We start from the raw sequence: 20,084 nt of genomic DNA on the forward strand, positions 1-20,084 counted from the left end.
CACGTTACTTGCGGGCCCTGACACTCCGGCCGACCGAACCGAGGACCACGCCGCCCAGGATCAGGACCATGCACAGGATCTGCATCGGGCCGGTCGGCTCGCCCAGGATCGCGTAGGAGAGGATCGCGACGAAGACGGGCTGCAGGTAGTAGACGAGCCCCGCGCGGCCGGCGCCGATCAGCGAGATCGCCTTGTTCCAGGTGAAGAAGGCGATCGCGGAGGAGAAGACTCCGGCGTACAGGAGCGGCGAGACGGAGCCGACGGTCGGCGTGAAGCCGCCCTGCAGGACCAGGCTGGCGACGAAGGCGGGCGACAGGATCACGGCGCCGAGCGCGAAGCTCGTGAACAGGAAGGCCAGAGAGCCCAGTTCGGCCGGACGGCGGCGAAGCAGTGCGCTGTACGAGGCGAAGCTGAGGGCCGCGGCCAGCATCCACAGGTCCCCGGGGGCGAAGTCCGGGGCGAGCTTGCCCTTGCTGACCAGGAGCAGGACGCCGACGCAGGCGATCAGCATGCCGGCCACGCGCCGGGCGCCGAGCCGTGCGCCGCCGAGCTTCTCGTAGACCGTCATCACGACCGGCGACGCGGCCATGATCATGCCCATGTTCCCGGCCGAGGTGGAGATGCCTGCCTGGTAGACGAGGGTGTTGTAGACGGTGATGCCGAGCAGTGAGGCGAGTCCGACGAAGCGCCAGTGCTTGACGATGATGTGCCGCTCGCGCCAGGCGTGCCGGGCCGCGAAGGGGGCGGCGGCGGTCAGGGCGACGATCCAGCGCCAGTAGGCGTGCTGGATCGGAGGCACCGTGTCGGCGAGGGCCCGCGCGCCGATGAAGCTTCCCGACCAGACGACCGTCGCGACGAGCGCGAGCAGCAGCCCGAGCGTCGCGGTACCGGCCACGCGCCCCTTCGGCTTCGTCGGCGTCGCGGTCGCCTCGGGGGTGCGTACTCGGTCGAGGACTGCCATCGGTATCCCTTGCCCAACTGCCCTGGTGGGGGCGCTTGTCGTGTGCGTTCGGGATCTACAGTGGCAGGAGGGCGCTACTTAGGTCCATCGAAAAGAATCGATGGTTCTATGAAGCTGAACTGAACGTTCGGGGAGCCGGTGCGCGGGCACGCGAAAGCGCCTCCTGGTTCCGCGCGGAGGCGGAACCGGGAGGCGCTCTCGAAGGTTTCGGGTCAGCCCTGCTGCTTGCGGGACTTGTCCGTGACCATGACCAGGCCGGCGATGACCAGGAACAGGGCGACCGGGGCCACGACGAACAGTCCGAGGGTCTCCACCACGGAGAGACCGGAACCCGGGTCGTCACCGTCGTCGCGGGTCAGCGCGAGCGCGGGGGACGACATCAGCAGCATCATCAGCGTCGTACCGGCTGCTACGGCGCCGGCGCGCAGGGCGTTCTTCTTGTCCACGGTGCCAACCTAGCGAATGGGTTCGGGGCGCGCGCGCCCGGGGTGCCCACCCGCGCGCGTCGGGGTACCCCACCCGCGCGCGTACGGGGCGGCCACCAGGGTCACGACTCGGCCCGCACCGCCGCCATGAACGCGTGCAGCCGCGCCGAGGCCGCCAGCTCCTCCAGGGTGACCACCCGGCCGTCCGGCCCGGTGACCGGGATACGCCAGTTCGGGTACTCCGCCCAGGTGCCGGGCACGTTCTGCGGCCGCCGGTCCCCCACCGCGTCCGGCAGCCAGATGCCGGTCAGACGGGCGGGCGTGCGGCGCAGCAGCCGGTAGAGGGCCTGGACATCGGTCTCCTCGGGGCCTTCGGCCGGCAGTCCGAGCTCGGCGGCGAGCGCCAGCCATTCGCGGACGTCCGCGGCCTCGGCCGCGAGCTCGGCGTCGAGCGGCCCGGAGAGCAGGCCGAGGCGGTGACGGAGACGGACGTGGTCGCCCGTGAGCTTGGCCGCCGTGGACGGCAGATCGTGGGTGGTGACCGTGGCCAGGCAGTCCGCGCGCCAGCGCTCGGGCGGCAGGGGGCGGCTGCCGTGGTCCCAGTCGCGCTCGAACCAGAGCACCGAGGTGCCGAGGATGCCGCGCGCGGCCAGCTCCTCCCGTACGCCGCGCTCGACCGTGCCGAGGTCCTCGCCGATGACGACGGCGCCCGCCCGGTGCGCTTCGAGGACGAGCAGCGCGAGCAGCGCCTCGGCGTCGTAGCGGACGTACGCGCCGTCGGTGGGCGGGTGGCCCTCGGGGATCCACCAGAGCCGGAACAGACCCATGACGTGGTCGATACGGAGGGCTCCCGCGTGCGCGAACAGCCCGCGCAGGAGCGCGCGGAACGGCGCGTAGCCGCACTGCGCGAGCCGGTCGGGGCGCCAGGGCGGCAGACCCCAGTCCTGGCCGCGGGAGTTGAAGGCGTCCGGTGGTGCGCCGACCGAGGTGCCGGCCGCGTACAGGTCCCCGTGCGCCCAGGTGTCCGCGCCGTCGGGGTGCACGCCGACGGCGAGGTCGTGGATGAGGCCGAGCGCCATGCCCGCGTCGCGTGCGGCAGCGGCGGCGGCGCCGAGCTGGGTGTCGGTGAGCCAGATCAGGCGGCTGTGGTAGTCGATGCGGTCCATCAGCTCGTGCGCGGCCCGTGCGGTGGCGGCCGACCCGGGGTCGCGGAGCTCTTCGGGCCAGGCGCGCCAGTCGGGTCCGTGGCGTTCGGCGAGGGCGTACCAGGTGGCGTGCCGCTCCAGGTCGGCGCCGCCCTCGGCCAGGAACGCACAGTACGCGGCGCGCCGTCCCGGTCCGAGCGGTACGGCCCGGATCAGTTCCAGGGCCTGGGACTTGAGATCCCACACGGCGTCCCGGTCGATCAGCGCGCCCTTGCCGAGCACCGACTCCCGTAATTGCGCGGCCTGTTGAGCCAGAGCCGCGGCCCGTTCGCGGTCCTCGGGTGCGAGATGGGCGTACTCCGGTATGTCCTCGATCCGCAGATGGACGGGGTCGGGGAAGCGCCGCGATGAGGGCCGGTACGGGGAGGGGTCCGTGGAGCCGCCGGGCGCGCCGGGGACGGCGGCGTGCAGGGGGTTGACCTGGAGGAAGTCGACGCCCAGGTCGCGGCCCGACCATGCGGCGAGCTCGGCGAGGTCGCCGAGGTCGCCCATCCCCCAGGAGCGCTGCGAGAGCAGGGAGTAGAGCTGGACGAGCAGGCCGTGACTGCGCCCCGGCGGTGCGGGGGCGCGGCCGGGGGCGACGATCAGGTGACTGGCGGAGGCGCGGCGGCCGTCGGGGGTCTCCGCGTACAACCGATGGACGCCGTACGGGAGTTGGGGCAGCTCGCCGGACCAGGACCACTCGAGGGACTCACCGCCCTCCTCGGGGGTGAGCACCATCCGTGTGCCGTGCGGCAGCGATCCGAAGGCCTGCGAACCGGCGACGACGGTGTCGGGCAGAGCGCGCTTCTGCCGCCGTTGCTGCGCCTCGAAGACCGCGCCGTCGATCGCCGCGCCAGTGGAGGTGTCCACGCCGAACGCCGTGAGCGCCGCCCGTAGCGCCGCCGGGGACACCGGCCGGCGCTCACCGGGCGCGGGCTCGTAGAAGGAGTCGATGCCGTACAGCACTGCGAGCTGGGCCAGGGACATCGGCTCCCCTTCGGTCGTATGCGGCCGGATACGAAGAGGTGCGGGGGTTCAGAGGAAGGAGGCCGTGCCGAACGCGGTGGGTTCGCTGGTCAACGGGGCCTCGTCGGCGAGCGGCGGCTCGCTGGTCAGCGGCGCCTCGTCGGCCAGGGGTGGTTCGCTGGTGAGGGGGGCTTCCACGGAGAACGAGCCGTAGAGCACGGAGTCCGGGTCGGAGACCCGCGACAGGTCCGGCAGGTCCGGCAGTTCCGCGTGTTTGGACAGGGCGTCGAACAACAGCTGAGCGCTCACCCAGAGCCTCCTTGTGTGGGGGACGGTCCCCGTCGATCCACCGCTCGGGTCGTACCCGGCCGGTGTGATCGGCAGACGGACAGCCCTACCCAGCGTTTTCGGTGCCATGCGCCGAACGTGGCGCTGCTCACATTCTGCGGATCGACGGCGAGTTGACCAGCCCATGAGCGCCGACTGCGACAGAACGGAAAAACCCGGCGGGGCAAAACCGGCACAACGGCCACTCGCATTGACACTGTCACCACTGCGGTGGTGGGCTCGACACCATCCGGAATCCCCGCGTCGAGGGCCGTGCGAAGCGGCTGTCGGGGTCGTGTGGGAACCAAGGAGAAGGGCGGGAGAAGCCGTGCTGGTCCGGGGTCGTAAGCGTGCGGCCGCGCTCGCTGCCGCGGTCATCGGGGGTCTGCTCGGCGGTGCGCCGGGTGCCTACGCCGAGCCGCCCGAGCCGGGTCTCACCGCACCCGAGCGCGAGAACGACGGGGCGCTCCCTTCCGTATGGCCCCGTCCGCAGTCGTTGCGGTCCGCCGGAGCTCCCGTGCCCGTGGGCGAGCGGGTGTTCCTGCTCGTGGACGAAGCCGCCGATCCGTATGCGGTCGAGGCGCTGCGCACCCTGCTGCGGGACGCCGGCGCGCGGCAGATCAGCGAGGTGCGTGACGCGGCCGAGGTGTCAGGGCCGGGGCTGCTCGTGCGCGCCGGCCAGGAGCAGGGGCGCACCACCCCGCCCGCCGCTCTGCCCTCGCGCTCGCCCCGTTCCGGAACGGACGGCGCGCTGCGGGCCCTGAAGGTGGCCGAGCGCGGCGATCTGCCGTCCGGCGGCTATCGCATCGGGGTCGGCCGGGTCGACGGCCGGGACACGGTGGCGCTCGCGGGCGTCGGCGAGGACGGCCTCTTCCACGCCGTACAGACCCTGCGGCAGCTCGTGGTGGACGGGCAGTTCGCGGGGGTGCGCGTACGGGACTGGCCGGCTTCGGCGGTGCGGGGCACCACCGAGGGCTTCTACGGCACCCCGTGGACCGCCCAGGAGCGCCTGGAACAGCTCGACTTCATGGGCCGCACCAAGCAGAACCGGTACGTGTACGCGCCCGGCGACGACCTCTACCGGCAGGCGAAGTGGCGCGAGCCCTATCCGGCGGCGCAGCGCGCGGAGTTCAGGAAGCTGGCCGAGCGCGCCCGCGCCAACCATGTGACGCTCGCGTGGGCGGTCGCGCCCGGCCAGGCGATGTGTCTGTCATCGGACGGCGACCTCAAGGCGCTCATCAAGAAGATCGACTCGATGTGGGCGCTCGGCGCCCGGGCCTTCCAACTCCACTTCCAGGACGTCTCGTACAGCGAGTGGCACTGCGACGAGGACGCCGACGCCTTCGGTTCAGGACCCGAGGCCGCGGCGAAGGCACAGGCCCGCGTGGCGAACGCGGTCGCGAAGCATCTGGCCGGGCGCCACCCCCAGGCGGCTCCGCTGACCTTGATGCCCACCGAGTACTACCAGGAGGGCTCGACCGACTACCGCGACCGGCTCGCGAAGGAGCTGAACGACGGGGTGCAGGTCGCCTGGACCGGTGTCGGTGTCGTACCGAAGACCATCACCGGGCGTGAACTGGCCGGCGCACGCCGGGTGTTCAACGGCCATGACCTGGTGACCATGGACAACTACCCGGTCAACGACTACGCCGAGGACCGGATTTTCCTCGGCCCGTACACCGGACGCGAACCCGCTGTCGCCACCGGTTCGGCGGCGCTGCTCGCCAATGCGATGCAGCAGCCCACGGCCTCGCGCATCCCGCTGTTCACGGCCGCCGACTACGCGTGGAACCCGAGGGCGTACCGGCCCGGGGAGTCCTGGCGGGCGGCGATCGCCGACCTCGCGGGCACCGACACCGAGGAGCGCGAGGCGGTGGCCGCCCTGGCCGGCCATGACGCCTCGTCCGTGCTCGGCGGCCGGGAGTCGGCGTATCTGCGGCCGCTGATCGAGGAGTTCTTCCAGGCGCGCTCCACGGCGGACGAGCGTCGCCTCGACGAGGCGGCCCGCCGGCTCTCCGCAGCGTTCTCCGTCATGCGGCAGACCCCCGGCCGCCTCGGCGACACGGATCTCGGGCGCGAAGTGCGGCCGTGGACCGAGCAGTTGGGGCGCTACGGCGAGGCCGGCGAACTGGCCGTCGAGCTGCTGCTCGCGCAGGCGCGCGGACAGGGCGAGGACGCCTGGCGCTCGGCGCGGCGGCTCGAGTCCCTGCGCACCGCCCTGAAGTCCGGGCAGGTGACGGTCGGCGAGGGTGTGCTCGACGCGTTCCTCGGCCGGGCCCAGGAGGAGGCCGCGGCCTGGACCGGCGCCGACCGCGCGACCCCGCGCAAGGACGCGAAGGACTCCAAGGCCCCGGTGGAGCGCCCGGACAAGGACCGCCTGGACCTCTCCCGGCCGCGCCCGCTCGACGCGGTGACCGTCATGACGGTGCCGGGTACGCGCGGCACCCTGCAGGCCCATGTCCCGGGCAAGGGCTGGCGTTCGCTCGGCGAGGTGTCACCGAGCGGCTGGACGGAGGCGCGCGGGCTTCCCCAGGAGCACGTGGACTCGCTGCGTGTGCTCTGGCAGGGCGAGGCGGGCCGGGTGGAACACCTCGTCCCCTGGTACGCCGACGGCCCGTCCGCCGCCCTGGAGCTCTCCCGCGGCGAACTCGACGTGGAGATCGGCGGCGCTCCCCAGCGCATCGCGGCCCGTCTCACCTCCCGGCGCCCGGACGCGGTGAGCGGCCGGGTCACGGCGGAGCCCCCGGCCGGCGTCGAGGTGCGCACCCCGGTCTCCTCGACACTGCCGCGGGGCACTCGGCGGGACGTGCCGGTGGAGATCAAGGTGCCGGCCGGCACACCCTCGGGGACGTACGAGATTCCGGTGAAGTTCGGCTCGCAGACCAGGACGTTGACCGTACGGGCGCATCCTCGCGTGGCCGGCCAGGATCTGGCCCGCACCGCGAAGGCCACGTCCTCGGGCGACGAGACCCCCGACTTCCCCGCGGCGGACGCCAACGACGGTGATCCGGGGACCCGTTGGTCCTCGCTCGTCGAGGACGGCCAGTGGTGGCAGATGGAACTCGCCTCGCCGGCCCGCGTCGGCCAGGTGGTCCTCACCTGGCAGGACGCCCACGCCTCCCGCTACCGGATCCAGGTCTCCTCCGACGGCCGCGTCTGGCGTACGGCCGCGACCGTGCGCGAGGGGCGGGGCGGGCGCGAGGCGGTGGGGCTCGATGCGCGGGATGCGCGCTTCGTGCGGGTGCAGATGGATGAGCGGGCCACCGAGTACGGGGTGTCGCTGTGGTCGGTGGAGGCGTACGCGGCCGCCGAGTAGCCGACGCCTCACCCCGAATCGCCCTTGTTTGTCCCGGACATGAGCGGAACGCCGTCTCTCACTTCGCGCTTCCCGCCCGCCAGCTATTCACTGAGTACATATAGCCGGTACATAGTGGAGCCATGAGCACCCGCCACGTCCTGCTCGGCCTGCTCACCGCGGGCCCGAGTCACGGCTACGACCTCAAGCGACGCCATGACGAGCGCTTCCCGCAGGCGCGTCCGCTGGCGTACGGGCAGGTCTACACAACGCTCCAGCGGCTCGTACGGGACGGTCTCGCGGAGGTCGAGGGCACGGACGCCGACGGCGGTCCGGAGCGCACGCACTACCGCTCGACCGACAAGGGCTCCGTCGAACTCGCCCACTGGCTGGGCGAGATCGCACCGCCCGCCCCGTTCGTCACCAACGACATCTTCGCCAAGGTCGTCGTCGCGATCCTCGCCGAGGCGGCCGGCGAACCGGCCGACCCGGCCGCGTATCTGCGCGCCCAGCGCACCGCCCACATGGCGCGGATGCGGGAGCTGACGGCCCTGAAGACCGCACCGGGGGCGGATCTCGCGACGGTGCTCTCCGCCGATTACGCGCTCAGCCATCTCGACGCCGATCTGCGCTGGATGACCACCACCGCCGGCCGGCTCGCCGCTCTCACCGAGGAGATCAGGAACGTATGACCCCATCGACAGCGCCCTTGATCACCGCACGCGGACTCGAGAAGGCGTACGGAAGGACCGACGCCCTGCGCGGCGCCTCGCTCACCCTCGGCGCCGGCGAGATCCTCGCCGTCACCGGCGCGAGCGGAAGCGGCAAGTCGACGCTCCTGCACTGCCTCGCGGGGATCGTCACGCCCGACTCGGGCAGCGTGCGCTATGACGGGAAGCAGGTGGAGAACCTGTCCGAGGCGCAGCGGACCGAGCTGCGCCGGACCGACTTCGGGATCCTCTTCCAGTTCGGCCAGTTGATCCCCGAGCTGTCGGCTATGGACAACGTCGCGCTGCCGCTGCTGCTCGCGGGGGTACGCCGGGCCGCCGCGCATCAGCAGGCCGCCGACTGGCTCGGGAAGTTCGGGGTGTACGGGCAGGCCCGGCTGCGGCCCGGCGAGATGAGCGGCGGACAGGCGCAACGCGTCTCCCTGGCACGGGCGTTGGTGACCGGGCCGAAGGTGGTCTTCGCCGACGAGCCGACGGGCGCCCTGGACACGCTGACCGGGGAGCAGGTGATGACCACCCTGGTGCAGTCGGCCCGCGAGAGCGGCTGCGCGGTCGTGCTCATCACCCATGACGCCCAGGTGGCCGCGTACGCGGACCGTGAAGTGGTGCTGCGCGACGGTGTGGTGAAGGCCGACGAGCCGTGGGCCGCGGAGCACTTCAGCAGGGCGGAGGTGCGCGGCAATGACTGAACTCACCCCCGTACGCGACCTCCTGATGAAACCCGTGCGAGCGGGGCTGCTCGGCAACACCCGGCTCGCGGCGACTCTGCTGCGCGGTTCCAACCGCCGGGAGTGGTGGCGGATCGGGCTGACCGGGCTCGCGTCGCTGTTGGCCACGGTGTTCGCGCTCATGGCGATCCTGGTGGCGTCGATCACCTGGGACACCCGCTTGCAGAGCGGCACCGAGGCGATGCCCGTGGCGGACCGCTACAGCATCGCCGTTCTGAACGACCCCGGTGTGCGCCCCGGTTTCGCCTTCGCCATCGCCATGCTGCTCGTGCCGGTGCTCGGCTTCCTGGCCCAGACCACGCGGGTCGGCGCCGTCCATCGCGACCGCAGGTTCGCGAACCTGCGGCTCGCGGGCGCCACGCCCCGGCAGGTCCGTTCGCTCGCGGCCGTCGAGGCCGGGCTGACCTGTCTGGCCGGGGCGGTGGCGGGGCTGCTGCTCTTCCTCGGCGTGCACGCCCTGTTCGGACGGCTCCAGTCGGGCCGCGTGCTGCACTGGCCCAGCGACGTGGCCGTGGCCTGGCCCGCCGCCCTCGCCGTGGTCCTCGCCGTCCCGCTGGCCGTCACGCTCCTGAGCGTCCTGGTGCTTCACCGCGTCGTGACATCACCGCTCGGGGTGGTGCGCCGGGCACGCAAGCAGCGCAGCCGCGGCTTCTACGTGGTGTTCGTGCTGTGCACGGCAGGCGCGTACGTGACAGTGCAGGTCGGCCTGCAGGCGGACCTCGTGAGCGCGGTCTTCCCGGTGCTCGCCCTGGTGGCCGTCGTCCTCGTGGGCGTCGGCGCGGTGGCGTCCGCGTCCGCCTTCGCCCGGTCGATGGGCGGCGCCCTGCTCAAGCGCGCCCAGCGGCCCGATGTGCTGATCGCGGCCGGCCGGCTCAAGGCCGACCCCTGGGCCTCGGCCCGTATCCACGGCACCCTGCTCCTGGTCACCGTGGCCGGCGTGATCCTCGTCGGGGTCCGCGCCCTGATCCTGAGCGAGGTCGATGCTTACGGCGCCAACGACGACGGCTACTACTCCAGCGGCATCAACCTGATCGCCGCCGCCCTCCTTGTCGCCACCGTCATCGCGCTGCTCGCCCTGCTCACGGGGACCGCGGAGTCGCTGATCACCCGGCGCCGCGCGCTCGCCGCGCAGTCCGCGGCGGGAGTCCCGCAGGCGGTGCTGCGCCGGGCGGTGCTCCTGGAGACCGCGCTGCCGCTCGCCCCCGCGATGCTGGTCGCGGGCGTCGGCGGAGTGGCCCTCTACGTCGCGTACGGCGGCCTGATGGGACGGCCGCTGCCGCTGCTCTCGTCGCTGCTCGTGCCGGTCGGTGTGTACGCCGCGTGCCTGCTGGCCACCGCCTGCACCCTGCCGTTGCTGCGGCGGGCGCTGCATCCGGCGGAGCTGCGCTACGAGTAGACGAGGACGTGTGCCCTCTCCGTACAGCATGTGTGTGCCCTCTCCGTGCCGGGAGAGGGCACACAAAAACCCGGATCGAAGATCAGGCAGAGATGCCGTCGATCCGGGCCATCGCATCGTCCGCGCCATAGGGCTGCAGGTACGGCAGCCAGCGCGGATCCCTATGCCCGGTGCCGATGATGCGCCAGGCGAGACCGGTGGGCGGGGCCGGTTTGTGGCGCAGCCGCCAGCCGATCTCGACCAGGTGGCGGTCCGCTTTGACGTGGTTGCAGCGCCGGCAGGACGCCACCACGTTGTCCCAGGCGTGGCGGCCGCCGCGGCTTTTGGGGATCACGTGGTCGACGCTGGTTGCGACGCCACCGCAGTAGACACAGCGTCCGCCGTCACGGGCGAACAGAGCGCGCCGGGTGAGCGGAACGGGCCCCCGATAGGGGACCCGGACGAAGCGCTTCAGCCGGACGACGCTGGGGGCTGGGATGGTGCGCGTGGCACTGTGCAGGAAAGCGCCGGATTCCTCGAGGCACATGGCCTTGTTCTCAAGCACGAGGATGAGCGCGCGGCGGAGCGGTACGACGCCGAGCGGCTCGTACGACGCGTTGAGGACCAGGACATGCGGCACCGATGCCTCCTAATACGCCGGCGGCGCGTGGCTCGCGCCGGGACGATCTGTAGCCAGTCTCCCCTCATGGCTGGTCGAAGCGCCACCATGTCCCGGTAACGGGCTCGGAGTGTTTTCGACCACACCGAGTACATCCCCAGGTGAGGCACGTCTCTCCCCTCCGCATGGCAACGATCCAGGCGCAATGCCCCGTTAGTGTTATTGGTCTGCCCGCGCACACCGCCGACGCTGTCCGGCGGGCAGACCGCTATACGTGGAGGTTCCTGCCGTGCTCTTGTCCGCTCTCGCGGCCGCCGACCCCAGCGCGCCACCGTCGATCCAGGACGCCCAGGAGAAGGCGGAGAACGCCGCCGGCTGGGTGGAGGAGAACTGGTCGACCTGGCTGGCCGTCGGGCTGCGGGTGCTGCTGATCGTGGTGATCGCGACCGTGCTGCGGCATTTCATCCGCAAGGCGATCACCAAGTTCATAGAACGGATGAACCGCGCCACCCCGGCCCTCGACGGCACCGCGCTCGGCGGTCTCCTGGTGAACGCCGAGCGGCGGCGGCAGCGGTCCGAGGCGATCGGCTCCGTGCTGCGGTCGGTGGCGTCCTTCGTGATCCTCGGGACCGCGGCGCTGATGATCCTCGGCGCGTTCGAGATCGATCTCGCGCCGCTGCTCGCCTCGGCGGGTGTCGCGGGTGTGGCGCTCGGCTTCGGTGCGCGCAACCTCGTGACCGACTTCCTGTCCGGCGTCTTCATGATCATCGAGGATCAGTACGGGGTCGGTGACTCCATCGACGCGGGCGTGGCCTCCGGCGAGGTCATCGAGGTCGGCCTGCGGGTGACCAAGCTGCGCGGTGACAACGGCGAGATCTGGTACGTGCGCAACGGCGAGGTCAAGCGGATCGGGAACCTGTCGCAGGGCTGGGCCACCGCCATGGTCGATGTGTCGGTGCGGCCGGACGAGGACCTGGAGAAGGTACGCGCCACGCTGGTCGAGGTCGGCGAGGAGCTGGCGAAGGACGAGCCCTGGAACGAGCGGCTCTGGGGGCCGGTCGAGGTGCTCGGGCTCGATGCCGTGTATCTGGACTCGATGGTCGTACGGGTCTCCGCGAAGACCATGCCGGGCAAGGCGCTCGGGGTCGAGCGGGAGCTGCGCTGGCGGATCAAGCAGGCCTTCGACGCGGCCGGGATCAGGATCGTGGGCGGGGTGCCGCCGGTCGCCGTGGACGACGCGGGTCCCGACCCGGCCGCGGGTGTCGCGGCGCCGTCCGCCTATGCGTCGCCCACGTCGCCGCAGTCGGTCGCGGCGACGCCGATCGCTCCGCCGGCCAACTTGGCCAAGTAACTCGCAGCAACCGAAGGGGCCGTGCCGGAAGGCGCGGCCCCTTTCGCGTTGCCCGTAACGAGTTGCCGTAACGAGTTGCCGTAACGAGTCGCCGTAACGAGTCGCCGTAACGAGTTGGTCTCCCCGCCGGCCGCGACCCTTGACGTCCCCCGGCCCTGCGCTGCTAACTTCCCCATAAGCAATAGGAAACCTTCCTAACAGACAGCCGGGTACCGTCCCTGCCGTCACGAGCAGGGCTGTACGAGGGGGCACCATGGCCGGGACCACACCGGGGACTCCGCGCGTGCTGCGGGCGATGAACGACCGTGCCGCACTCGATCTGCTCCTGGAGCACGGCCCGCTGTCCCGTACGAAGATCGGCAAGCTGACCGGCCTGTCCAAGCCCACCGCGTCCCAGCTCCTCGCACGGCTCGAGGCCTCGGGCCTCGTCGTGCAGACCGGCACGAGCGAGGGCCGCCCGGGCCCCAACGCCCAGCTGTACGCCGTGCACGCGGGCGCCGCCCACGTCGCCGGACTCGATGTCACCCCCGGCCGGATCCTCGCCGGGATCGCCGACATCACCGGCGCCACCGTCGGGCAGTTCGAGCTGGCCACCCCCGGCCGCGCCGGCCGTTCCGAACCGGGCGGGGTGCGGCAGCAGGTGCTCAAGGCCCTCGACGGCGCCGTGAAGGCCGCCGGACTCGCCCGCTCGGACCTGCACCGCGTCGTCATCGGCACCCCCGGCGCCTTCGACCCCAACACCGGCCGCCTTCGCTACGCCCACCACCTGCCGGGCTGGCACTCCCCCGACCTCCTCGACGAGCTCGCGGCCGCGCTGCCGATGCCCGTCGAGTACGAGAACGACGTGAATCTCGCGGCCGTCGCCGAGCAGCGGCTCGGCGCGGCGCGGGAGCACGAGAACTTCGTGCTCCTGTGGAACGAGGAGGGCATCGGCGCCGCCCTCGTCATCAACGGCCGCCTGCACCGCGGCTGGACCGGCGGCGCCGGCGAGCTCGGCTTCCTGCCCGTGCCCGGCACGCCGCTGGTACGCCAGGTCGCCAAGACCGGCAGCGGCGGCTACCAGGAGCTGGCCGGTGCGCAGGCCGTCCCCCGTATCGCCAAATCGCTCGGCATCGAAGGGGCTTCCGAGCGCACCCCGCACGCACGGGCCGCGGCCGAGCTCCTGACCCGCGCGTCCGCCGACCCCACCGACGCACGCCACGCCGAACTGCTGCACCAAACGGCTCACCGGATCGCCACCGGTCTGTCCTCGGTCGTGGCCGTGCTCGACCCCGAACTCATCGTCCTGTCCGGCGGGTTGATGACCGCCGGCGGTGAGGCGCTGCGTGCGCTGATCCAGGCCGAACTCGCCGAGCTGGCCGCGTCACGGCCGCAGCTCGTGCTCGGCGAGGTGCAGCAACAGCCCGTTCTGCGCGGGGCGTTGGAGAGCGCGCTCGCCGACACCCGCGACGAGGTCTTCGACACCGCCCGCTGACCACAGAGCACAGAGCACAGAGCACAGAGCACACTGCAGCACCCCACAGCACCCCGCTCCACAGCACAGCACCCACACCTCCGGCACTCAGCCCTGCCCTGGGAGACACCGTCATGCCCAAAAACCGGAAGATCACCGCTGCCGCAGCGGTGGCCTCGATATCCCTGCTCGCCTCCGCCTGCGTCGGCTCGTCCGACAACGGAGCGAACGACGACCCGGACGCCAAGACCACGCTGACCTTCTGGCACGGCTGGACCGCGCCCAGCGAGGTGAAGGCGATCGCCGAGAACGTGAAGGCGTTCGAGAAGGCGCACCCGAACATCAAGGTCAAGGTCGTCAAGGGACTGACCGACGACAAGATCAACCAGGCGCTCAGGGCCGGTGGTTCGAACGCCCCCGACGTCGTCTCGTCCTTCACCACGGACAACGTGGGCCGCTTCTGCTCCTCCAACGCCTTCGCCGATCTGAAGCCCTTCCTCGACAAGGCGAAGATCGACCCGGCGAAGACCTTCCTGCCGCAGATGGCCAAGTACACCGAGCACAACGGCAAGCGCTGCGCGGTGCCGCTGCTCGGGGACGCGTACGGGCTCTACTACAACAAGGACGCGTTCGAGGAGGCCGGCATCACCGAGCCGCCGAAGACGCTCTCCGAGTTCGACAAGGTGGTCAAGAAGCTCACCAAGACCAAGGGCGACGGCTTCGAGCGGCTCGGCTTCATGCCCAGCTACCTCGGCTACGAGACGACCGTCGAGCACTACGGTTCGCAGTTCGGCGTGCAGTACCTGGACGGCGCGGGCAAGTCCAACACCGCCAAGGACCCGGCCGTGAAGGCCATGCTGAAGTGGCAGAAGAACCTGGTCGACGACCTGGGCGGCGCCGCGAAGCTGAACAAGTTCCGCACCTCGCTCGGTGACGAGTGGGGCCCCAAGCACCCCTTCCACACCGGCCAGGTCGCGATGCAGCTGGACGGTGAGTGGCGCGGCAAGATGGCCGCCGACGCGGACCTGGACTTCGAGATCGGCGCGGCACCGTTCCCGGTCCCGGACGACCAGGTCGCCGACTACGGCAAGGGCTATCTGTCCGGCACGATCCTCGGCATCGCCAACACCAGCGCGAAGAAGAACGCCGCCTGGGAGCTGGTGAAGTACCTGTCCACGGACACCGACGCGGTGGTCTCCTTCGCCAACGCGATCCACAACGTGCCCTCCACACAGGAGGCCATCAAGTCGCCGAAGCTCAACAACGACCCGGTCTACCGCACGTTCGTCGACATCGCCCAGCACCCGGGGTCCTCCCACGCCCCCTCGTCGGTCAACGGCGGCGCGTTCCTGCTGACGTTGCAGGACTACGCGCTGAAGTACGAGAAGGGCACGGAGAAGGACATGGACGCGCTGCTGGGGAACAACGACCAGCAGGTCGACAAGGACAACGAGCAGGCCGGCTGACGCAGATGAGCACCGTCCCGTACGGGCTGAGGGCGAAGCGCAGGCGTGCTGCCCCGCGCGCGAAGCGCGCCAAGCAAGCACTGCGTACCCTCGGCTTCCTCTCCCCCTGGCTCATCGGCCTCACGGTCTTCTTCCTCTACCCCCTGCTCTCCACCGTCTACTTCTCCTTCATGAAGTACGACGGGTTCACGGCCCCGACCTGGGTGGGCCTGAAGAACTGGGCGTACGTCCTCCAGGACAACCCGTTCTTCTGGCCGGCCCTGCGCAACACCCTGTGGCTGATGGTCGTCATGGTCTCGCTGCGGGTGGTCTTCGGCCTGGGCGTCGGCCTGCTCATCACGAAGATCAAGACGGGCGCGGGCTTCTTCCGCACCCTGTTCTTCCTGCCGTTCCTGGCCCCGCCGGTCGCGGCGACGATGTCCTTCGTCTTCCTGCTCAACCCGGGTACGGGACCGGTGAACACGCTCCTCGACACGATCGGGATCGAGGGCCCGCAGTGGTTCAACGACCCGTCCTGGTCGAAGCCTTCGCTGACCATCCTGGCGCTGTGGTGCGTCGGCGACCTCATGGTCATCTTCATGGCCGCGCTGCTCGACGTACCGAAGGAGCAGTACGAGGCGGCGGATCTCGACGGCGCGAACGCCTGGCACCGCTTCCGGTACGTGACGCTGCCGAACATCTCGCCGATCGTGCTGTTCTCGGTGGTCTGCGGCGTGATCGCGACGATGCAGTACTACACGGAGCCGCTGGTCGCCGCGAAGGTCGCGAGCGGCGTGATCGGCGGTTCGGGGCAGCAGTTCGAGCCCGGCTACCCGGAGAAGTCCACGCTCACGGTGCCGCAGGTGATCTACAACCTGGGATTCCAGCGCTTCGACACCGGCGCGGCCTGTGTGGTGGCGCTCGTGCTCTTCGTGCTCGCCATGGCGTTCACGGCCCTGTTGATGCGCCGGCGCAGCGGCTTCCTTTCGGCGGAGGACTGAGATGACCGACACGACCCTCGCCCCCGTGAAGGCACCGGCGCCCACGCCCCGTACCGAAACCCCGGCGCACCGAACGGCCAAGCGCAAAGCGGCACTTGAGTGGGTCGCCGTGCACTCGCTCGCGATCGCGGTCGGGCTGTTCTTCCTGCTCCCGTTCGTCTTCGTCTTCCTGACCGCGGTGATGAGCGACGACCAGGCGCTCACCCGCGATCTGTGGCCGAAGACCTGGGAGTGGGGCAACTTCGGCACGGTCTGGGAGACGCCGGGCTTTCTGACCTGGTGGAAGAACACCCTCCTGTACGCGGGCCTCGGCACCCTGCTCGCGATCTGCAGCAGCCTGCCGGTCGCGTACGCGCTCGCCAAGTTCCGCTTCCGCGGGCGCAACGTGATGATGATGGCCGTGATCGCGGCGATGATGCTGCCGCCGCAGGTGGTCATCGTGCCGATGTACCTGTTCTGGGCCAAGCAGCTCGATCTGGCGGGCACGCTGTGGCCGCTGATCATCCCGATGGGCTTCGGCAACGCCTTCACGATCTTCCTGCTCCGGCAGTTCCTGCTCACGATCCCGCGTGAGTACACGGAGGCCGCGAAGATCGACGGCTGCGGCGAGTTCCGGACGCTGATCCGTGTGGTGGTGCCGATGTGCAAGCCCGCCATCTCGGCGGCCGCGCTCTTCCACTTCTTCTACTCGTGGAACGACTACTTCGGACCGCAGATCTACGCCTCCGAGAACCCGGCCGCGTGGACCCTCAGTTACGGCCTGGAGTCCTTCAAGGGCGCGCACCAGACGGACTGGAACCTCACCATGGCGGCGACCGTTCTCGTCATGGCGCCCGTGATCTTCCTCTTCTTCTTCGCCCAGAAGGCATTCGTCGAGGGCGTCACCTTGACCGGAGTGAAAGGCTGAATGCTGTGAAGCTCGCAGTAGTGGGGGGCGGCTCCACGTACACCCCCGAACTGATCGATGGATTCGCCCGGTTGAGGGAGGTCCTGCCGATCGAGGAGCTCGTGCTGGTCGACCCGGCTGCCGAGCGTCTGGAGCTGGTCGGGGGCCTCGCGCGCCGGATCTTCGCCAAGCTGGGTCATCCCGGCCGGATCGTCACCACCTCCGACCTGGACGCGGGCGTCGAGGGCGCCGACGCGGTGCTGCTCCAGCTGCGCGTCGGCGGGCAGGCGGCCCGCAACCAGGACGAGACCTGGCCGCTGGAATGCGGCTGTGTCGGCCAGGAGACCACGGGCGCGGGCGGCCTCGCGAAGGCGCTGCGAACCGTGCCGGTGGTGCTCGACATCGCCGAACGCGTCCGCCGCACCAACCCGGACGCCTGGATCATCGACTTCACCAACCCGGTGGGGATCGTGACCCGCGCCCTGCTCCAGGCCGGCCACAAGGCGGTCGGGCTGTGCAATGTGGCGATCGGGTTCCAGCGGCGCTGGGCCTCGGCGCTCGGCGTCACGCCCTCCCAAGTCCATCTGGACCATGTGGGCCTGAACCACCTCACCTGGGAGTTCGGTGTACGCATCGGGGGCCCCGAGGGCGAGAACGTGCTGCCGAAGATCCTGGCCGAGGGCGGCGACGAGCTCGCGGACATGCTGAAGCTGCCGCGCTCGGTCCTCGACCGCCTCGGCGTCGTGCCCTCGTACTATCTGCGCTACTTCTACGCGCACGACGAGGTCGTACGGGAGCTGGGGACCAAACCGTCCCGGGCGGCCGAAGTCGCCGAGATGGAACGGCAGTTGCTCGCGATGTACGGCGACCCGGCGCTCGACGAGAAGCCCGAGCTGCTCGCCAAGCGCGGCGGCGCCTACTACTCGGAGGCGGCCGTGGACCTCGCGGCCTCGCTGCTCGGCGGGGGCGGTTCGCCGCACCAGGTGGTCAACACGTACAACAACGGGACGCTGCCCTTCCTGCCGGACGACGCGGTGATCGAGGTGCAGGCCCGGGTGGGCCGCGACGGTGCCACGCCACTCGCGGTGCCGAAGCTCGACCCGCTGTACTCGGGCCTGATCGCGCATGTCACCGCGTACGAGGATCTGGCCCTCGAAGCCGCCCTGCACGGCGGCCGCGACCGGGTGTTCAAGGCGCTCCTCTCCCATCCCCTCATCGGCCAGTACGACGCGGCCGAAGGCCTCACGGACCGGCTGATCGCACACAACCGGGAGCATCTCGCGTGGGCCTGACGGCAAGTGTGCTCGCCATCGACGCGGGCAACAGCAAGACCGATGTCGCGGTGGTCGGCGAGGACGGCACGGTCCTCGGGACCGCACGCGGCGGAGGGTTCCAGCCGCCCCGGGTGGGTGTCGAGGCCGCGATGGACGCCCTGTCCGTGCCGGTCACGAAGGCCCTGGACGAGGCCGGCGTGACATCGGTGTCACTGGTGTCCGCCTGCCTGGCGAACGCCGATCTCCCGGTCGAGGAACGGGAGTTGACCGCGGCCGTCGCCGCTCGCGGCTGGGGGGATGCGGCCGTGGTCCGCAACGACACCTTCGCGATCCTGCGGGCGGGCGTGGACGCGCCGCTCGGCGTGGCGGTGGTCTGCGGCGCGGGCATGAACTGCGTGGGCATGACCCCGGACGGCCGCACCGCCCGCTTCCCCGCGATCGGCCGTATCTCCGGTGACTGGGGCGGCGGTTGGGGCCTCGCGGAGGAGGCCCTGTGGTTCGCGGCGCGCGCCGAGGACGGCCGGGGCGACCCGACGGACCTGGCCCGCACGCTCCCCGGGCACTTCGGGCTTCCGACGATGTACGCGCTGATCGAGGCGCTGCACTTGGACCGGATCCCGCCGGCGCGCCGCCATGAGCTGACGCCGGTGCTCTTCGCGACGGCGGCGGAGGGCGACGCGGTGGCCCGGTCGGTCGTGGACCATCTGGCCGACGAGGTCCTCGCGATGGTGAAGGTGGCCCTGCGCCGCCTCGACCTGCTGTCGACACCGGTGCCGGTGGTCCTTGGCGGGAGCGTGCTGGCGGCCCGGCACCCACTCCTGGACACGGGGATCCGCGAACGCCTGGCCGCGGCGGCCCCGCTCGCCGAGGCCCATGTGGTGACCGCCCGGCCGGTGTTGGGGGCGGCGTTGCTGGGCCTCGATCAGGTGGGGGCGCCGGCCGAAGTGGCGGCCCGGGTGCGGCAGTTCTACGAGGGGCCCGGCTCCAGGCCCGCCGCTGCGGTGCCTGTGCCGCAACCCGTATCGACGGATTGAGCGGGAGGGTCCATGCTCGAGCCACGTCGCAGCGGCCCGGGACGGACCCTCGCGGCGGTCCCTCGAAGCGGTTCCGAATTGTTTGCTCGCACCGCCCGAACTAGGACAGAAGCTGTCCGCAAGGGGTTCTACGTTGGTCTCATCAACCGAACGAAGGAGCTCGAACCATGACCTTTCTGGTCGCAGGCGCAAGCGGTTCCGTAGGCCGTCAGATCGTCGAGCAGCTGCTGGCGAAGGGCGTGCGGGTACGCGCCCTGACCCGTGACCCGGCGCGGACGTCCTTTCCGGAGGGTGTCGAGGTCGTACGGGGCGACCTCACCGACCCGGACAGCCTGGCCCCGGCCTTCGAGGGCGTCACCGGAGTGCACCTGATCACCTTCGGCGGCGCCGCGTTCGCGCCCCTGGAGACCGGCCCGCAGATCGTGGCGCTCGCCGAGAAGGCGGGCGTGCGGCGGATCACCGTGCTGCACGGCGGCGGCCCGACGCCGCTGGAGGAGACGGTCAAGGCGTCCGGCATCGACTGGACGGTCGTGATGCCGGTCGAGTTCATGTCCAACGCCCTGGAGTGGGCGGACGCCATCCGCACCTCCGACGAGGTACGCGAGCCCTTCGTCGGCCGGCTCAGCGCGATGGTGCACGAGGCGGACATCGGCGCGGTGGCGGCCGAGGCACTGGTCTCGCCCGGGCATGCCGGACAGTCGTATGTGGTCACCGGGCCGCAGGTCCTCACCCTCCAGGACAAGGTGTCGGCCCTCGCGGCGGCCCGAGGGCGCGCCATCGAACTGGTGGAGCTGAGCGAGGCGCAGGCGCGGGAGCAGTGGGCCGCGCAGGGGCTGCCGGCGGAGACGATCGAGTTCCTGGTGATGGTGTACGGGAACACGCCCGAGGAGGGGCGGACGGTGACCGACGTCGTGCAGCGGGTCACGGGCCGCCCGGCCCGGACGTTCGCCGCGTGGGCGGCGGAGCACGCGGACGCGTTCCGCGCCTGAGGACGGAGCGAGGGGTGCCCTTACGGATATCCGTAAGGGC

At 71.1% G+C, this 20,084-nt stretch carries 17 protein-coding genes; 12 read left to right on the forward strand and 5 right to left on the reverse strand.

Translation table 11 applies throughout. The features are described from left to right. Positions 1-4 precede the first annotated feature (4 nt). The 4 genes from G6045_RS12005 to G6045_RS12020 form a co-directional block, all read right to left on the reverse strand. Positions 5-961, reverse strand: a complete 957-nt coding sequence (locus G6045_RS12005; RefSeq protein ID WP_165331877.1) for a DMT family transporter — start codon at positions 959-961, stop codon at positions 5-7. A gap of 212 nt (positions 962-1,173) precedes the next feature. Then, positions 1,174-1,407, reverse strand: a complete 234-nt coding sequence (locus G6045_RS12010) for a hypothetical protein (RefSeq protein WP_165331878.1) — start codon at positions 1,405-1,407, stop codon at positions 1,174-1,176. Between the two features lie 101 nt (positions 1,408-1,508). After that, entirely contained in the window at positions 1,509-3,560 is a 2,052-nt protein-coding gene (malQ, locus tag G6045_RS12015) for a 4-alpha-glucanotransferase (protein ID WP_165331879.1), read from the reverse strand. A 48-nt stretch (positions 3,561-3,608) separates the two neighbouring features. After that, positions 3,609-3,848 carry a hypothetical protein gene (locus G6045_RS12020; RefSeq protein WP_328707736.1) on the reverse strand — a complete coding sequence of 80 codons (240 nt, stop codon included), beginning with the start codon at positions 3,846-3,848 and terminating at the stop codon, positions 3,609-3,611. A 346-nt stretch (positions 3,849-4,194) separates the two neighbouring features. Here G6045_RS12020 and G6045_RS12025 point away from each other — a divergent pair, with 346 nt between their 5' ends. The 4 genes from G6045_RS12025 (at position 4,195) to G6045_RS12040 (ending at position 10,013) form a co-directional block, all read left to right on the forward strand. Further along, positions 4,195-7,182 carry a beta-N-acetylglucosaminidase domain-containing protein gene (locus tag G6045_RS12025; RefSeq protein ID WP_328707737.1) on the forward strand — a complete coding sequence of 996 codons (2,988 nt, stop codon included), beginning with the start codon at positions 4,195-4,197 and terminating at the stop codon, positions 7,180-7,182. Positions 7,183-7,304: 122 nt separating this feature from the next. Further along, entirely contained in the window at positions 7,305-7,853 is a 549-nt protein-coding gene (locus G6045_RS12030; RefSeq protein WP_165331881.1) for a PadR family transcriptional regulator, read from the forward strand. Then, a complete protein-coding gene (locus tag G6045_RS12035) occupies positions 7,850-8,578 on the forward strand; it encodes an ABC transporter ATP-binding protein (RefSeq protein WP_165331882.1) in 729 nt (242 codons plus the stop codon). The genes G6045_RS12030 and G6045_RS12035 overlap by 4 nt, the downstream gene beginning before the upstream one ends. Beyond that, a complete protein-coding gene (locus G6045_RS12040; protein ID WP_235967824.1) occupies positions 8,571-10,013 on the forward strand; it encodes an ABC transporter permease in 1,443 nt (480 codons plus the stop codon). Before G6045_RS12035 ends, G6045_RS12040 begins: the two co-directional genes overlap by 8 nt. Positions 10,014-10,095: 82 nt before the next feature. Here the strand turns inward: G6045_RS12040 and G6045_RS12045 are convergent, their stop codons facing one another. Further along, positions 10,096-10,632, reverse strand: coding sequence for an HNH endonuclease (locus G6045_RS12045; RefSeq protein WP_165331883.1), 537 nt, complete (start codon positions 10,630-10,632; stop codon positions 10,096-10,098). Positions 10,633-10,900: 268 nt separating this feature from the next. Between G6045_RS12045 and G6045_RS12050 the strand changes: the two genes are divergently transcribed. The 8 genes from G6045_RS12050 to G6045_RS12085 all read left to right on the forward strand — a co-directional run bounded on the left by G6045_RS12050 (position 10,901) and on the right by G6045_RS12085 (position 20,044). Beyond that, a complete protein-coding gene (locus tag G6045_RS12050) occupies positions 10,901-11,962 on the forward strand; it encodes a mechanosensitive ion channel family protein (RefSeq protein WP_328707738.1) in 1,062 nt (353 codons plus the stop codon). Between the two features lie 253 nt (positions 11,963-12,215). Next, entirely contained in the window at positions 12,216-13,436 is a 1,221-nt protein-coding gene (locus G6045_RS12055) for an ROK family transcriptional regulator (protein ID WP_165331885.1), read from the forward strand. A gap of 113 nt (positions 13,437-13,549) precedes the next feature. Next, positions 13,550-14,881, forward strand: coding sequence for an ABC transporter substrate-binding protein (locus tag G6045_RS12060; protein ID WP_165331886.1), 1,332 nt, complete (start codon positions 13,550-13,552; stop codon positions 14,879-14,881). A gap of 5 nt (positions 14,882-14,886) precedes the next feature. After that, positions 14,887-15,861 (forward strand): carbohydrate ABC transporter permease, encoded by a 975-nt coding sequence (locus G6045_RS12065; protein ID WP_165331887.1) that lies wholly within the window; start codon positions 14,887-14,889, stop codon positions 15,859-15,861. A 1-nt stretch (position 15,862) separates the two neighbouring features. Further along, on the forward strand, positions 15,863-16,768 hold the full coding sequence (locus tag G6045_RS12070; protein ID WP_165331888.1) for a carbohydrate ABC transporter permease: 906 nt from the start codon (positions 15,863-15,865) through the stop codon (positions 16,766-16,768). Positions 16,769-16,773: 5 nt separating this feature from the next. Then, a complete protein-coding gene (locus G6045_RS12075; RefSeq protein ID WP_165331889.1) occupies positions 16,774-18,039 on the forward strand; it encodes a 6-phospho-beta-glucosidase in 1,266 nt (421 codons plus the stop codon). Continuing rightward, positions 18,030-19,055, forward strand: a complete 1,026-nt coding sequence (locus G6045_RS12080) for an N-acetylglucosamine kinase (protein ID WP_165331890.1) — start codon at positions 18,030-18,032, stop codon at positions 19,053-19,055. Before G6045_RS12075 ends, G6045_RS12080 begins: the two co-directional genes overlap by 10 nt. Before the next feature lie 167 nt (positions 19,056-19,222). Then, positions 19,223-20,044 (forward strand): NAD(P)H-binding protein, encoded by an 822-nt coding sequence (locus G6045_RS12085; RefSeq protein WP_165331891.1) that lies wholly within the window; start codon positions 19,223-19,225, stop codon positions 20,042-20,044. Positions 20,045-20,084: the final 40 nt, after the last annotated feature.

Source organism: Streptomyces mesophilus, from assembly GCF_011044995.1.
Classification (GTDB): domain Bacteria; phylum Actinomycetota; class Actinomycetes; order Streptomycetales; family Streptomycetaceae; genus Streptomyces; species Streptomyces mesophilus.

Excerpts from the sequence above, each read along its gene's own strand:
- G6045_RS12040 (WP_235967824.1), top strand. The coding sequence starts at position 8,571 with ATGACTGAACTCACCCCCGTACGCGACCTCCTGATGAAACCCGTGCGA.
- G6045_RS12060 (WP_165331886.1), top strand. The coding sequence starts at position 13,550 with ATGCCCAAAAACCGGAAGATCACCGCTGCCGCAGCGGTGGCCTCGATA.
- G6045_RS12005 (WP_165331877.1), bottom strand. The coding sequence starts at position 961 with ATGGCAGTCCTCGACCGAGTACGCACCCCCGAGGCGACCGCGACGCCG.
- G6045_RS12030 (WP_165331881.1), top strand. The coding sequence starts at position 7,305 with ATGAGCACCCGCCACGTCCTGCTCGGCCTGCTCACCGCGGGCCCGAGT.
- G6045_RS12055 (WP_165331885.1), top strand. The coding sequence starts at position 12,216 with ATGGCCGGGACCACACCGGGGACTCCGCGCGTGCTGCGGGCGATGAAC.
- G6045_RS12085 (WP_165331891.1), top strand. The coding sequence starts at position 19,223 with ATGACCTTTCTGGTCGCAGGCGCAAGCGGTTCCGTAGGCCGTCAGATC.
- malQ (WP_165331879.1), bottom strand. The coding sequence starts at position 3,560 with ATGTCCCTGGCCCAGCTCGCAGTGCTGTACGGCATCGACTCCTTCTAC.
- G6045_RS12065 (WP_165331887.1), top strand. The coding sequence starts at position 14,887 with ATGAGCACCGTCCCGTACGGGCTGAGGGCGAAGCGCAGGCGTGCTGCC.
- G6045_RS12035 (WP_165331882.1), top strand. The coding sequence starts at position 7,850 with ATGACCCCATCGACAGCGCCCTTGATCACCGCACGCGGACTCGAGAAG.
- G6045_RS12070 (WP_165331888.1), top strand. The coding sequence starts at position 15,863 with ATGACCGACACGACCCTCGCCCCCGTGAAGGCACCGGCGCCCACGCCC.